Below are 13440 nucleotides of genomic sequence, written 5' to 3' on the forward strand. Positions count from 1 at the left end.
CGGGGCATGGGACAAGGTCCGCACCGATCCGATCATCCGGATGATGGTCATGGCGATGGCCTTCTACGGCATGGCCACCTTCGAAGGGCCGATGCTCAGCATCAAGGCGGTCAATTCGCTCTCGCACTACACCGACTGGACAGTGGGCCACGTGCATTCGGGCGCACTGGGATGGAACGGGCTGATCAGCTTCGCCGCGGTCTACTTCCTCGTGCCGCGCCTGTGGAAGCGCGAGCGGATGTATTCGCTGCGCATGATCAACTGGCACTTCTGGCTCGCGACACTCGGCATCGTCTTCTACGCGGCCAGCATGTGGGTGGCCGGCATCACCCAGGGGCTGATGTGGCGCGAATACGGCGCGGACGGATACCTGGTGAACAGCTTCGCCGAGACCGTCGCGGCCCTGCACGAGCTCTACATCATCCGAGCCGTCGGCGGGGCGATGTACCTCGCCGGTGCCGTCATCATGGGTTTCAACGTCTGGATGACGATAGCAGGCCGGCTCCGCGAGGAGGCGCCGATGGGCGCAATGCCCGCCTACGATTCCGACAAGGACCGCCCCCTCGCCGGGTCGGCCATCCCCGAACCAGCGGAATAGGACGGAACGCCATGGGTCTCGCATCCCAGCACAAGAAGCTGGAGAAGAACATCAACCTCCTCGCGATCTTCTCCTTCATAGCCGTGGCGATAGGAGGGATCGTCGAGATCGCGCCCCTGTTCTGGATCGACAACACGATCGAGGAAGTCGAGGGCATGCGGCCCTACACGCCGCTCGAGCAGGCGGGACGCAACATCTACGTGCGGGAGGGGTGCTACTCCTGCCACAGCCAGATGATCCGGCCTTTCCGGGACGAGGTGGAACGATACGGGCACTACAGCCTCGCTGCCGAGAGCATGTACGACCATCCGTTCCAGTGGGGTTCCAAGCGCACCGGCCCCGACCTCGCGCGCGTCGGCGGCAGGTATTCGGACGAATGGCATGTGCAGCATCTCGAGGATCCGCAGAGCGTCGTGCCGGAGAGCATCATGCCGCAGTACTCCTTCCTCGGCAGGACCAGGCTCGACACGGACAACGCCGCCGACATGCTGCTGGCGCTGCGGCGGGTGGGTGTCCCCTATTCCGACCGCGACATAGGCCAGGCGATGGCGGACATCGTGCTCCAGGCCAATCCGGACGCCGATGGCGACGTCGAGGACTTCCAGCGACGCTACCCCAAGGCACAGGTCCGCGACTTCGATGGCGATCCCGGTCGCGTGACCGAGATGGACGCGCTCGTCGCCTACCTGCAGATGCTCGGCACGCTGGTCGACGTTGACAGCGCTGCGGCGCAGGAACGGCTGGCAGAGGAGAAGGGGCGATGAGCCTGTACGACCAACTGCGCCATCTCGCCGACAGCTACGGGCTGATCGGACTCCTCGTCCTGTTCCTCGGCCTGTGCCTGTGGGTGTTCCGCCCGGGCGCGAAGCAGCAGAACCGGGAGGCGGCGCACCTGATATTCCGCGACGACGAGATCGAGGGGCGAGACCATGGCCGATAAGCGCATAGACGAGGCGACTGGAACGCCGACCGTCGGGCACGAATGGGACGGCATCGAGGAGCTCGACACGCCGATGCCGCGCTGGTGGCTGTGGACGCTCTACCTCACCATCGTCTGGGGCGTGGTCTATGTCGTGCTCTACCCGGCATGGCCGCTCGGCGACAGGGCTACGGAAGGCGTACTGGGCTGGTCCAGCCGCGGCGAACTGGCCGAGGAGATGAGCGTCGTCGATCAGGCCCGCACCACGATGCGCGAGGAGCTCGCCCGCATACCGGTGGAGCGCCTGCCGGAGAACAGCGAACTGTTCGCACAAGCGGTAGCCGGGGGCCGCTCCGCCTTCCAGGTCCACTGCTCGCAATGCCACGGGTCGGGGGCGGCCGGAAGCCAGACGCTCGGCTACCCCAATCTGAACGACGACGACTGGCTCTGGGGCGGCGATCTCAAGGCGATCGAATACACCCTCGTGAACGGCATCCGAGCTCCAGGCGTGGACGACACCCGCACCAGCATCATGCCACCGTTCGCCGGGGCGTTCGAACGGTCCCAGCTGGACGCGCTCGTGAACCACGTGCTCTCGCTCGATGGGCGGGGGACCTCATCCAGCGCGGGTGCGCAGACCTACCGGGACAACTGCAGCGCCTGCCACGGCGCCGCCGGCGAAGGGAACCGCGAACTCGGCGCGCCACGTCTGAACGACGCGATCTGGCTCTACGGCAATTCTCCTGCCGACATACGTGCCCAGATACTGGAACCGAGGATGGGGAGGATGCCCCACTGGAGCGGCCGTCTCGATCCGGTCACGATCAAGATGCTCTCGGCCTACGTCTGGTCCCTGGGCGGCGGCGAGGAGCTAGTCGAGGTCGCCGAGAATCCCACGGTGGAGGTCGATGCGGAACCGTGATCCCGGTCGCGCGTCGAGCGCTCCGCCGCGCCGGGAGGGCGGGGACCGCGACTGGTCGGTCGTCGTCGAGGACGGACGGGCGAAGACGAACGAGCCGGTCTCGAGCGCGGTGGCCGAACCCGAATCGACGACGCTGCGCCACGAACCGCACGAGCCGCCGCGCCAGCATCTGCCGAACAAGCTCTTCGAGAAGCGCACGAAGGTCCACAACAAGCGGATCGACGGACCCTTCCGCCGCTTCAAGTGGTTCGTCATGGCCGTCACCCTGGCGATCTACTACGGCACGCCCTGGATACGATGGGACCGCGGCCCCTACGCACCCGACCAGGGGGTGCTCGTCGATCTCGCCAACCGCCGCTTCTACATGTTCGGCATCGAGATATGGCCGCACGAGTTCTACTACGTCGCCGGCCTCCTCATCATGGCGGCGCTCGGCCTCTTCCTCGTCACCAGCGCGGTGGGCCGCGCATGGTGCGGATACGCCTGCCCGCAGACCGTGTGGACCGACCTGTTCCAGCACGTCGACCGTCTAGTCGACGGCGATCGCAACGCACGGATCAGGCTGGACGCGGCACCCCTAGGCCCCGGAAAGCTCGCCAAGCGGACGTTCAAGTATGCGATCTACCTCGTCATCAGCTTCTGGACCGGTGGCGCATGGATCATGTACTTCGCCGATGCGCCGACGCTGGTGCGCGACTTCTGGGCGGGCGAGGCGGCACCCGCGGCCTACATCACCGTCGCCATCCTCACGCTCACCACCTTCACGCTCGGCGGGTTCATGCGCGAACAGGTGTGCATCTACATGTGCCCCTGGCCCCGCATCCAGACCGCGATGATGGACGAGAAGTCGCTGCTGGTCACCTACAAGGACTGGCGCGGCGAACCGCGCGGCAGCGTCAAGAAGGCCCAGAGGAACCCCGGCGAGTTCGGCGACTGCATCGACTGCCTGCAATGCGTCGCCGTCTGTCCCACAGGGATCGACATCCGCGAAGGTCCTCAGGTCGGCTGCATCACCTGCGCGCTGTGCATCGACGCCTGCGACAGGGTGATGGCGGACATCGGCCGCCCACGCGGACTGATCGACTACGCCACACTGGAGGACTGCGAAAAGGAGGCGAACGGCGAGCCCACACCCTCCCCCTACAGGACCCTCCTGCGACCCCGTACGATCGCGTACTTCCTGATCTGGGGAAGCATCGGCCTCGCCATGCTGTTCGCGCTCGGTGTCCGCAACCACGTGGGACTATCGGTCTCCCCGGATCGCAACCCGCCCTACATCCTGATGAGCGACGGATCGGTGCGCAACTCCTACACGATCAAGCTGCGCAACATGGAGAGCCGTCCACGCGAGATGGAGATCGCGATCGACGGCCTTCCTGGCGCAGTGATGTGGACCGACATGGGCGGGCGCGATGCGGCGGCGCGGACCCAGGTGAAAACCGTTCCCGCCGACGAGGTGCTGACAGTGCGGGCGTACGTCGTCGTACCCAAAGGAGCGTCAACGCAGGACTTCGACTTCACCGTGACGTCGCGCGACGAACAGCGGGAGAGCGCGGCGGCGGAGGCGCGGTTTGATGCTCCCGGAAGCGGGCAATGAAGCGCGAATTCACCGGCAGGCACATGGCCATGATCATCGTGTCGGGGTTCGGCATCATCATAGCGGTCAACCTCTTCATGGCGACGCTCGCGGTGCGCGGCTTCGGGGGCGTCATCGTCGAGAACTCCTATGTCGCCAGCCAGGAATTCAACGGGTGGCTCGATACCGCTAGGCGACAGAAGGCCTTCGGATGGTCCGCGCGGATCACCCGCAACGACGACGCTCGTCTCGAGGTGGCGACCTCCGCAGCACCCGCTGGCGCCACCGTCACCGCCGCGGCGCGTCGCCCCCTGGGGCGACCGGAGACCACCAAGCTGGCCTTCATCGAGACGGCGCCCGGACGATACATCGCGCGTCAGCCCCTGGACGAGGGACGCTGGATCGTCCGGCTGACGATCGTCTCCCCGGACCGGCGGACCTGGTCGACCGAGGAGCATCTGCAGTGAATGCCCCGGCAAACCCGGGTGTGCCCCGACCTGCGGAATCCCTCGACAGTCGCTTCGTCGTTCCGGGAATGCGGTGTGCGGCATGCATCGCCAGGATAGAACGCGGCCTGCTCGAACTGGATGGGGTCGAAGCCGCGCGCGTCAACCTGTCCGCCAAGAGGGTCGCCATCAGGCACGGCCCCGAAGTGGACTCCGAGTATCTGCTGGGTGCACTCGGCAGGATCGGTTTCGAGGCCCAGGTCGTCGACCTCGAAAGTGTTCCGAAAGACGATGGCGAAAGCCGCATGCTCCTTCGCGCTCTGGCGGTGGCCGGCTTCGGTATGATGAACATCATGCTGCTGTCGGTGAGCGTGTGGTCGGGCGCAGGAGGCGTCACCAGGGAACTGTTCCACTGGGTGTCCGCACTCATCGCCCTGCCGGTGGTGGCCTATGCCGGACGACCTTTCTTCGCGAGCGCGGTCGCGGCATTGCGCCATCGCCGGACGAACATGGACGTGCCGATCTCGATCGGCGTCCTGCTGGCCACCGCGCTCAGTGTCCACGAGACGGTGATCGGAGGCGACCACGCCTACTTCGACAGCGCGGTCATGCTGCTGTTCTTCCTCCTCGCAGGACGTGCGCTCGACGCGACGATGCGCGACCGGACGCGGGCCGGCATCGGTGCGCTGCTTTCGCGGATGGGGAAGTCCGCCCGCGTGCTGACGGAGGACGGCTCCACCCGAAACCTCGCTGCGGAAGATCTCGAAAAGGGGATGGTCATGCTCGTGGCGGCCGGCGAAGCGTTGGCAGCGGACGGCGTCGTCCAGGACGGGCGGAGCGCGGTCGACAACTCAATGCTCACCGGCGAGAGCGCACCCCAGTCCGTCCGCGAGGGCGATACGGTGCTTGCCGGATCCATCAACCTAGGCGATCCCATCCACGTACGCGTGACCGCCGCCTCGTCCGACACGGCGATCGCAGGGATAGCGCGGATGATGGACGAAGCGGGACAGTCGCGCAGCCGCTACGTCCGCGTTGCGGATCGCGCTTCCCGCCTATACGCCCCCGCGGTGCATACGCTAGCGCTGGCCGCGTTCGCCGGCTGGATGATCGCGGGGGCGGGCTGGCACCAGTCGTTGGTGATCGCGATCGCGGTGCTCATCATCACCTGCCCCTGCGCTCTGGGACTCGCCGTCCCGGCCGCGCAGGTGGTGGCATCGGGCGCGCTCGCCCGGCGCGGGCTCCTGGTGAAGGACGGCAGCGCGCTCGAAAGGCTGGCCGAAATCGATACGGCGCTGTTCGACAAGACCGGTACGCTGACGCAGGGCGAACCCATCGCCGCCATCGGCCATCTGACGCCGGAACAGAAGGCGATCGGTCTCGCACTGGCGCAGTCCAGCCGGCATCCCCTCAGCAGGGGTATCGCAACCGCCGTCGAGGCGACCGGCATCCGGCCCGCCTCGCCCACGGCGGTCGCCGAGGTGCCAGGACGGGGCGTCAGCGGATTGCTCGGTAAGGTTCCCGTATCGCTGACACGCGGACGAGAGGATCGAGCAAGCCTCGCTACGATCCTGAGCATCGGTTCGGAAAGCGTCGAGATCACATTCACCGATCCTGTGCGCGAGGACGCGACCCCGACCCTCGACGCGCTTCGCGCCATGGGCGTGCGCAGCAGGATCGTGTCGGGCGACCGGGACGCGGCGGTCGAAGCGCTCGCCGCAGAACTCGGCATCATCGGCGAAGGCGGGAAGCGTCCCGAGAGCAAGCTGGCCCTGCTCGAGGCGCTGAAGGCGGACGGGCATCGACCCCTCATGGTAGGGGACGGGATCAACGACGGACCTGCCATGGCGGCAGCACATGCCTCCATCGCGCCCGGCACGGCCAGCGACGTGAGCCAGCAGGCGGCGGATGCGGTTTTCGTCGGCAGGTCATTAATGCCCGTCGTGGCGGCGGTCGCGATCGCGCGCCGGACCATGCGCATTGTTCGCCAGAACTTCGGCTTCGCGATCGGCTACAACGTGCTCGCCGTGCCGCTGGCGATCGCCGGCCTCGTCACGCCCCTGATCGCGGCGATAGCCATGTCGCTCAGTTCCCTGATCGTCGTCGGCAACTCGCTGCGGCTGGCGAAGACCGGAAGCAGGCCGTGAACATCCTCGTCTTCCTGATACCGGTCGCGTTGGGTCTCGGCGGTGCCGGACTCGCCCTTTTCTTCTGGGCCATGCGGGACGGGCAGTTCGAGGACCTAGAAGGAGCGGCGAACCGCATCCTGATCGAAGAGGAGGAGGATCTGGCCGGAAGAGCCGACGAGAAAAAGGAAGTTTGCCGATGAGGACCGGCATCTTCGAACGGGTTGCGACCCTCTTCGCAACCCGTTGCCAGGCGGCCATCGGCAGGGTTCGGTCCGAAGTCCTAATCGGCGAGGCCGTAAATCTCCTGCGTCGGCACGGCGTGACCTCGCTCAACTTCGGCCTCAAGTATGGGCTATCGGGACAATCGCAGGACGACCTCTACGACAGCCTGACGAGATCGGTCGCTCTGGAGCCTGACCGCATTGCGCTGTTCGGCTACGCCCACGTGCCGCACCTCGTCCCGCGGCAGCGCATGAACGACACCGCCACGCTCGCGGGACAGGAGGAGCGCTTTGGCATGGCGTGGCTGGGTCATGAGGTACTAACCGGGCATGGCTACGACGCCATCGGTGTCGACCACTTCGCCAAGCCCGGCGACCCCCTCGCCCTTGCCCGCGCGGAAGGGAATCTGCGCCGTAACTTCCAAGGGTTCACTGATGATCCGTCGATGATCCTGATCGGGCTCGGCTGTTCGGCGATCAGCAGCTTCCCGGACCTCCTAGCACAGAACGAGAAGAACAGCGGGCGCTACAGGATGCTGGACGGTCAGGGTCGGTTGGCGACGACGGCTGGCGTGGTCCGTTTGGCAGACGACCTGCTACGGGGTGGCATAACGTGCTCTACCGCGCCGCGACGGATTTCGGTCCGATATCGGACGACGTGCTCATCGACGCACTGGATCTCTTCCGCGACCCAGGTCTCGTCCACCTCGACGACAGCCTGCTCACCATCACCCCGGACGGGCTGCTCCACGCCCGCACCGTATGCGCACTGCTGGACGGACACCGTTCGCAAACCGCGCGCCGTTTCAGCTCGGCCGTCTGATCACGGCGCAACACGGAGACCCTCCTATGCCCCTGTGGTTCCTTCCCGCCCTCATAGCATTCTTCGCCGTCATCAGCCTGGCGGCGGGGATCTGGCTCCTGCTCCACCTGCGCGATGTCGCGCGCGTGTTCCGAGGCGACAGGCCGGGCGAGATGGTGCGCGGGCCGGGACGGCGAAGGGCGACATCGGCAGCGGTATGGACTGCAATCGTGATCTTCAACGCCGGCTGGATAGCCTGCATCGTCATCTGGGTCTTCGTGCTCGGCGGCGAGGCCAACACCGTGGTGGACGCGGCGGCCTAGGCTCGTGCGAACAGACCCGAAAGTTAGCACCGCCGGGCTGGCGACGATGACCGCTTTCGGGATCCGCGGCGGCAATTCTGAACGTCCGAAATTGGGGCGCAAAGCGGTCATCCTAGGAATGAATAGGTTGTGTCCTCCCCTGCCCCAAAGTCGGCCACCTCTGTTCGAATCCTCAGGCGGGACTCGAACTCACGTTAAATAATTGGGATCTTTCCGACCAATCCCGTTGCGGAAGGGCTGGGGCACGCCGTTGCACTAGCGTGAGAATCCGGCTGTGAGCCACAGACCGCAGCTGGGGGTCTCGCCTGATTTCGCACTGCCCGAGGATACCCCCAAAATACCCCCATAAAGGCCCCGGCTTCAAGCGAACACATACGGACGCATACGGCCCCAAGCGAATTGGCGTGGTAGCACATCTGTTATTGAAATCAGCGATTTGGGTAAACAATCCGGATGTATACGGACGCAAGCGAACACATGCGGACGCTATTTCCTGGTAGCGGAGGAGGGATCAAGAGCCTGTCTGTAAAGAACTGACATCTAAACGATTCTTCTCTTACGGAACTTAGAATACCCCCAAGGATACCCCCGGCCTCGGAGTTATCCACAGCCCTGACGGAGACCTTTTCCAGCGTAGATTTCGGATCTCGACTCATTGCTCAGAGAGCGAGCAGCATGCTTTGCTAAGCTACCTGTATCGAGAGCAATCACCTCGACGAGAGCACGGACGACGAGGGTATGCCGGGATTTCAAGCGACCTCACCGCCTAATTGGAACCTGCTGAATGTGCTAGATTCGGGCGCGGAGATCTTTCGCTGCGGCCAAGTGCCGCTCGACGACCGGAAGAGTGCCCTCGGCAAACGACACGAGCTGCGGATTGTCGCCGCTCCGTGCGTAATTGCGCATCAGCGTCGCGGTCTCCTCGTGCGCCAGCACTTGCTGGTCGAGGTAAGTTGCGTCCAGTGATTCCTCTGGCGCCTGTGCCAGATGGTCGAGCATCCTGGTCCGCCGCGCATCGGGTTCCATCGGCGGTGCGGCAACGCCGCGCGTCTCGTTCATCTCCAGCCCGGCCTCTAGCTGGTGCGTGCTGGTGGTGTGATCGGCCAGCATCTTGGCGGCGAATGCCTTCACCTCGAAATTGCTGGCGCGCTCCATTGCAATTTGCGCAGCAGTCCGCTCGTAGATGTCGCCGATTGCCGCGCTCTCGACGAAGCTGTCGGCGCTCGTGGTGGCCGCGGCGCTCATCTTGCCAGCCATCCCGGCGACGGTGTCAAGCGCCTCTTGCATCGTGTTCTTGATCTCACCCATCTCAGGCCTCCTCGAGTGCGGGGCTGCGATTGATTGCCTGGTGATAGGCATAGCGGTCGTGGTCGCCATTTTCACGCAGCGGCTCGACCGGATGCTCACCCTCGGTCGTGAAACGATACTCACCGCCCAACTGCTCGCGGTGCCGCTCGATGACCTGCTCGCTTGGCACGCCGCCTTCGTTGACCTTGCGCTGGTAGTCGAAGTATCGATGGTCAGGCGGTAGGTCGTTGATGGGCAAGAATTTCGCGTCGTAGGCCGTCCATTCCACCTGATTGCGCAGCACCTCGCGCACGTACTCCTTGTTCGGCTCGAACCGCATCGGCTCGGGCATACCTTGTGCGGGCAGGAAGCTTTCGGCCTCCACGCCCTCCACGTCCTTGAGCATCTCGCAGGCGGTTCGCAGGTGCTCGATCTCCATGTTGAGGTGAAGCTCCCACAGCGCCTTGATGCGGTTGTCGTCTTCGGTCTGCATGCAGGACCAGTACAGCCAGCACTCGTTGTATTCGTGCAGCACCAGGTTGGTGAGCCAACTCAGCGTCGGATCGAGAATCGATTCGTAGTGAGTGACGTGCTCTTCCTCGATCTGCGCGATTTCGAGGTAGAGGCCGCGCGCCAGTGGGTCCTCGGGGACGTTGCCGTCGTTCATGTAGAAGTTCATCGTCTGCTGCTCGGCGGCGACGATGGTGATCGCGTTCATCACCGATTGCGTGTCGGCAGCCTTGAGCGTCATGGGACGGCGCAACTCGTCGTGCGGGTGGCGGTGCTCGAAGATCGTGGGCCGGCCGGGGAGGATTTCGGTCAAGTCACCGGTGATCTCCTCCGCCTTGCGATGGTCGCCCATCATGTCCATCAGATTGGCGTAACGATAGAGGTGATCGAAGTCCTCGAGCAGTGCGAACTCGTACACCTTCTTGAGGTACGGGTCCGGCTCATGTCGAGCCAGCCATGAGGTCAGGTCGACCGCCACCTGCTCGTAGCCGATCGTCCGTTCGATCGTGCTTTCATTGCCGGGAATCAGCCAGTTGACGGCCTTCTGCTGCTGTTGCTCGATGCGGCGGACCATCGCCAGCTTCTGTTTGATTCCGACGTCAGCGGTGTGGCGTGCGAATTGGTGGGAGTTAATGATCGCCTCCACCTCGATGCCGTTCATGGCGATGACGCGGCAGCGGGTGTAGGGATGCACAGCCCGACTGTCGTAGGGGGCAGTGTTCAGTTCGGACCAGTTACGCAATTGCGCGTCGAGTGGGATGCCCCGCTCTTTAAGGGGATTGAAGCTCACAAAAACTCTCCCAGAATTGTGCCTGACGAGAGTCAAATTGGTACTCGAGGAAAGATGTCCAATACGTGCGACGAGCCGTGCAATGGATGCGGCAATTTCATGCTCTATATCATAGGTTTACTCTTGCGAGAGACCCTCGTCGCCGCTCGACAATCTTACGCCTTGCAGACGACTGAAACTTCTCCCCTGATGGGAACAAATCCCGGCCTTCGGACCTGAATCGAGCATTCCAGCTGGAACCACTCGCACTCAAAGGAGGATCGACATGTCGCAGATGAACACCATGATTGCCGCCCACCCGTCAGTTCAAGGGAGCACCAACGAGGTACTCATTCGCGCCACTCAGGAGTTCTATTCTTGTGCGCAGATGTGCATCTCGTGTGCCGATGCATGTACTGCCGAAGACCAGGTTGAGATGCTGCGGCAGTGCATTCGCCTGAACCTCGACTGCGCCGATTTGTGCTTCGCTGCGGGCTCTGTTGGAACTCGCCGCAGTGGCAGCAACGAAGAGGTCATCATTGCGGCGATTAGAGCGTGCCAAACCGCCTGCACCATATGCGCGGAAGAGTGCGAGAAGCACGCGAGTAAGCATGAGCATTGTGGGATTTGTGCTGAGCACTGTCGGCGATGTGCGCAGACCTGCGAAGAGGCAATTGGCTCCATACGCTGATTATAAAGAGATTGGTTCCAGGCGACGCGGCAGAAAAGCCGCTGGGTCTCGGATTCAGGGGCTGAGTGCAGGTGCTTCCAGTTTCAGTCGGCGCCTCCGGCAGGCTCCGAAGGCGGGTGGCCGATCTCGTCTTTTGTCGATGATCGGTTGCCGCATAATTTCGACCATGTGAGTGCTGGATCCAGCCAAGCTCCCATCATTCTTTTGCAGCAGGCACCGGCACACGAACTCGCGCCTTACGCCGCCGAAACAGCAGGATGCATCCGAGCAATGTGCCCGCGATAGCGGCAAGGGCGAATGCTATCACGAAGGGATTGTGTGTGTCCTCGCGCGTAACCGGATCCATGATGTGCAGGCCCCACATGAAATCGTAGAGCCGCCACTGGTTGGTACGTACCGACTGAACCTCGCCGGTAGTCGCGTCCACATACACGCGGGCGCCATCGGCAAAGCGCACCTGCCAGACCGAGCCTTCAGAACGGGAGTCTAGCGGGGCCCTTCCCGATGGGAAGTAGGTTACATTGTCGACTTTCGCTGGGCCACTGTACGCCGCCCGTGCGATCTGCTGCGCCTCCTCCGTCACGACCGGCGGCGTAACCGTTCCCAGCTTGCCAGAGTAACGCAACCGGGACCCGTTGGAGGAAGTTATGATCCACGCCGGCCCGCCAGGTTGCGAGATCAGTCGCGCCTCGCGGATTGGTTTGCCGATGGTTGCCGGGAATTGCAGTCCGGCTGGATTGATGGCCGCGGGGTCGGCGCGAAGATGAGTGCCGCGCACTTCCTCAATGGGGCGCGCGACCATCCACAGGCCAGTCACTGTCCACATCAGCAAAGGCAACCCGACCGCCCATCCGAGCCAGATGTGCCAGCGAGCGAAGCGCTGCATCATGCGTTGCGAGGCCATGTCTTGCCCCTTCCCCATCAACTTCGAGTCTCAGCAAATATCGCAAACGGCCTAGAAGACCAGCCACGGTCGCGAAACCGCCGACTTGACCAACGAACGCATTCAAACTCTGCCCGCGCTACTCCACAGGAAGGGCATAGGTGACCAACGCATCGCTGATCGGAGTTTCCATGAAATGATGACCGCCTGCCATGACAGCGACATACTGGCGCCCATCGACAGCATAGGTCATCACGTTGGCCTGCCCTCCGCCAGGTAAAACGTCCGACCAGACGGTTTCGCCTGTCTCCAAATCGATGGCACGAATGAGGTTGTCGGTGGTCGCGGCGATGAACAGCAGGCCACCTGCCGTCACCACGCCGCCCCCGTTGTTGGGCGTGCCGATCGTGAAGGGAAGTCCCAGAGCCAGGCCCCAAGGACCGTTCGAACGAGCCGATCCGAATGGGCGGTCCCAAAGCGTTTTGCCGGATCGCATATCGATCGCTCGGAGGCCGCCGTAGGGCGGCTCCTTGCAGAGGAGTCCGGTAAGTCCCAAGCGCCAACCGGCGTTCACGTCGATGGCATAGGGCGACCCTGCCTGCGCATCGCCCGCCCCTTCTGGCCCGCCTTTACCCAGATTGCCCTTCGGCCCCCGCGGCTTCCAGCCCTTCCGGTTGGCTTCCGCTCGGGGAACAAGCCGGTTGTGATTGGGCATGTCGTTGTAGTTGGCATAGATCACACCGCGGCGGGGATCGATCGCGACCGACCCCCAGTCCGAGCCGCCATTGTATCCCGGATACTGAATCCAGCGTCGATCGGATGTGGGCGGGGTATAGTAGCCGTCATAGGCTGACTGGCGATACTGGATCCGGCAGATCATCTGATCGATCGGCGTCATGCCCCACATGTCGTGCTCCGCCAAAGAGGGCTTACGAAGCGTGGCAAATCCCGAATAGGGTTGCGTCGCCGCGCGCTCTGAGGGTTCGACGCCGCCCTGCGGAACCGGCTTCTCGGCGACCGGATGGAGCGGCTTCCCAGTTCGACGATCGAGGAGATAAATCTCACCCTGCTTGGAGGGAAGGATGATCGCAGGCGTTCCGTCGGGGAGATCGACGGTAGTCGCCTGGCTGCCAAGATCGTAGTCCCACACATCCTTGTGGACGGTCTGGAAGCTCCAGCGTGGCTGGCCCGTTTCGGCATCGAGGGCAACAAGCGATGTCGAGAACGCATTCTCCTGCGGGCTGCGGTCCGAGCTCCAGTAATCCACCGCGCTGTTGCCCAGCGGAAGGAATACCAACCCCAGTTCCTCGTCGGCCGATGCGGTGGTCCACATGTTGGGCGTACCGCGGGTGAATTCTTCACCC

Annotated in this window: 15 protein-coding genes; 11 read left to right on the forward strand and 4 right to left on the reverse strand. The window is 63.7% G+C overall.

Annotated elements, in window-relative coordinates:
• The 10 genes from Q0602_RS16070 to Q0602_RS16115 all read left to right on the forward strand — a co-directional run.
• On the forward strand, positions 1–598 hold a 598-nt coding region (locus tag Q0602_RS16070), incomplete at its 5' end, for a cbb3-type cytochrome c oxidase subunit I (protein WP_298845457.1).
• 11 nt (positions 599–609) lie between these two features.
• Positions 610–1362 (forward strand): cytochrome-c oxidase, cbb3-type subunit II, encoded by a 753-nt coding sequence (ccoO, locus tag Q0602_RS16075; protein ID WP_265558366.1) that lies wholly within the window; start codon positions 610–612, stop codon positions 1360–1362.
• Positions 1359–1538 (forward strand): CcoQ/FixQ family Cbb3-type cytochrome c oxidase assembly chaperone, encoded by a 180-nt coding sequence (locus Q0602_RS16080; protein WP_265558367.1) that lies wholly within the window; start codon positions 1359–1361, stop codon positions 1536–1538. Before ccoO ends, Q0602_RS16080 begins: the two co-directional genes overlap by 4 nt.
• On the forward strand, positions 1528–2439 hold the full coding sequence (ccoP, locus tag Q0602_RS16085; RefSeq protein WP_265558368.1) for a cytochrome-c oxidase, cbb3-type subunit III: 912 nt from the start codon (positions 1528–1530) through the stop codon (positions 2437–2439). Before Q0602_RS16080 ends, ccoP begins: the two co-directional genes overlap by 11 nt.
• The gene (gene ccoG / locus Q0602_RS16090; RefSeq protein ID WP_298845467.1) at positions 2426–4036 is read left to right on the forward strand and encodes a cytochrome c oxidase accessory protein CcoG; all 1611 of its coding nucleotides are present in this window, start codon (positions 2426–2428) and stop codon (positions 4034–4036) included. The genes ccoP and ccoG overlap by 14 nt, the downstream gene beginning before the upstream one ends.
• The gene (locus Q0602_RS16095; protein ID WP_265558370.1) at positions 4033–4482 is read left to right on the forward strand and encodes a FixH family protein; all 450 of its coding nucleotides are present in this window, start codon (positions 4033–4035) and stop codon (positions 4480–4482) included. Before ccoG ends, Q0602_RS16095 begins: the two co-directional genes overlap by 4 nt.
• Positions 4479–6608, forward strand: coding sequence for a heavy metal translocating P-type ATPase (locus tag Q0602_RS16100; RefSeq protein ID WP_298845470.1), 2130 nt, complete (start codon positions 4479–4481; stop codon positions 6606–6608). The genes Q0602_RS16095 and Q0602_RS16100 overlap by 4 nt, the downstream gene beginning before the upstream one ends.
• Positions 6605–6790, forward strand: a complete 186-nt coding sequence (gene ccoS, locus Q0602_RS16105; RefSeq protein WP_265558372.1) for a cbb3-type cytochrome oxidase assembly protein CcoS — start codon at positions 6605–6607, stop codon at positions 6788–6790. Before Q0602_RS16100 ends, ccoS begins: the two co-directional genes overlap by 4 nt.
• A gap of 634 nt (positions 6791–7424) precedes the next feature.
• Positions 7425–7634, forward strand: coding sequence for a hypothetical protein (locus tag Q0602_RS16110; RefSeq protein WP_265558373.1), 210 nt, complete (start codon positions 7425–7427; stop codon positions 7632–7634).
• A 26-nt stretch (positions 7635–7660) separates the two neighbouring features.
• Entirely contained in the window at positions 7661–7936 is a 276-nt protein-coding gene (locus Q0602_RS16115; RefSeq protein WP_298845476.1) for a hypothetical protein, read from the forward strand.
• A gap of 789 nt (positions 7937–8725) precedes the next feature.
• On the opposite strand, the gene Q0602_RS16120 is transcribed toward Q0602_RS16115, so the two are convergent.
• Positions 8726–9244 carry a DUF4142 domain-containing protein gene (locus Q0602_RS16120; RefSeq protein WP_298845478.1) on the reverse strand — a complete coding sequence of 173 codons (519 nt, stop codon included), beginning with the start codon at positions 9242–9244 and terminating at the stop codon, positions 8726–8728.
• Between the two features lies 1 nt (position 9245).
• Entirely contained in the window at positions 9246–10559 is a 1314-nt protein-coding gene (locus tag Q0602_RS16125) for a hypothetical protein (protein WP_298845479.1), read from the reverse strand.
• A 229-nt stretch (positions 10560–10788) separates the two neighbouring features.
• On the opposite strand from Q0602_RS16125, the gene Q0602_RS16130 reads away from it, so the two are divergent.
• Entirely contained in the window at positions 10789–11193 is a 405-nt protein-coding gene (locus Q0602_RS16130) for a four-helix bundle copper-binding protein (protein WP_215227890.1), read from the forward strand.
• 196 nt (positions 11194–11389) lie between these two features.
• Here the strand turns inward: Q0602_RS16130 and Q0602_RS16135 are convergent, their stop codons facing one another.
• The gene (locus Q0602_RS16135; protein ID WP_298845488.1) at positions 11390–12097 is read right to left on the reverse strand and encodes a PepSY domain-containing protein; all 708 of its coding nucleotides are present in this window, start codon (positions 12095–12097) and stop codon (positions 11390–11392) included.
• Positions 12098–12215: 118 nt separating this feature from the next.
• Positions 12216–13440 (reverse strand): PQQ-binding-like beta-propeller repeat protein (locus tag Q0602_RS16140; RefSeq protein WP_298845490.1); only part of this gene is annotated, 1225 nt, incomplete at its 5' end.

This window comes from uncultured Salinicola sp., assembly GCF_937921195.1.
In the GTDB taxonomy this organism is placed as follows: Bacteria; Pseudomonadota; Gammaproteobacteria; order Pseudomonadales; family Halomonadaceae; genus Salinicola.

Bases quoted from the DNA above. Each gene is read 5' to 3' on its own strand.
- Q0602_RS16130 (WP_215227890.1), top strand. From the start codon at position 10,789: ATGTCGCAGATGAACACCATGATTGCCGCCCACCCGTCAGTTCAAGGG.
- Q0602_RS16080 (WP_265558367.1), top strand. From the start codon at position 1,359: ATGAGCCTGTACGACCAACTGCGCCATCTCGCCGACAGCTACGGGCTG.
- Q0602_RS16135 (WP_298845488.1), bottom strand. From the start codon at position 12,097: ATGGCCTCGCAACGCATGATGCAGCGCTTCGCTCGCTGGCACATCTGG.
- Q0602_RS16115 (WP_298845476.1), top strand. From the start codon at position 7,661: ATGCCCCTGTGGTTCCTTCCCGCCCTCATAGCATTCTTCGCCGTCATC.
- Q0602_RS16120 (WP_298845478.1), bottom strand. From the start codon at position 9,244: ATGGGTGAGATCAAGAACACGATGCAAGAGGCGCTTGACACCGTCGCC.
- ccoO (WP_265558366.1), top strand. From the start codon at position 610: ATGGGTCTCGCATCCCAGCACAAGAAGCTGGAGAAGAACATCAACCTC.
- ccoG (WP_298845467.1), top strand. From the start codon at position 2,426: ATGCGGAACCGTGATCCCGGTCGCGCGTCGAGCGCTCCGCCGCGCCGG.
- Q0602_RS16095 (WP_265558370.1), top strand. From the start codon at position 4,033: ATGAAGCGCGAATTCACCGGCAGGCACATGGCCATGATCATCGTGTCG.
- ccoP (WP_265558368.1), top strand. From the start codon at position 1,528: ATGGCCGATAAGCGCATAGACGAGGCGACTGGAACGCCGACCGTCGGG.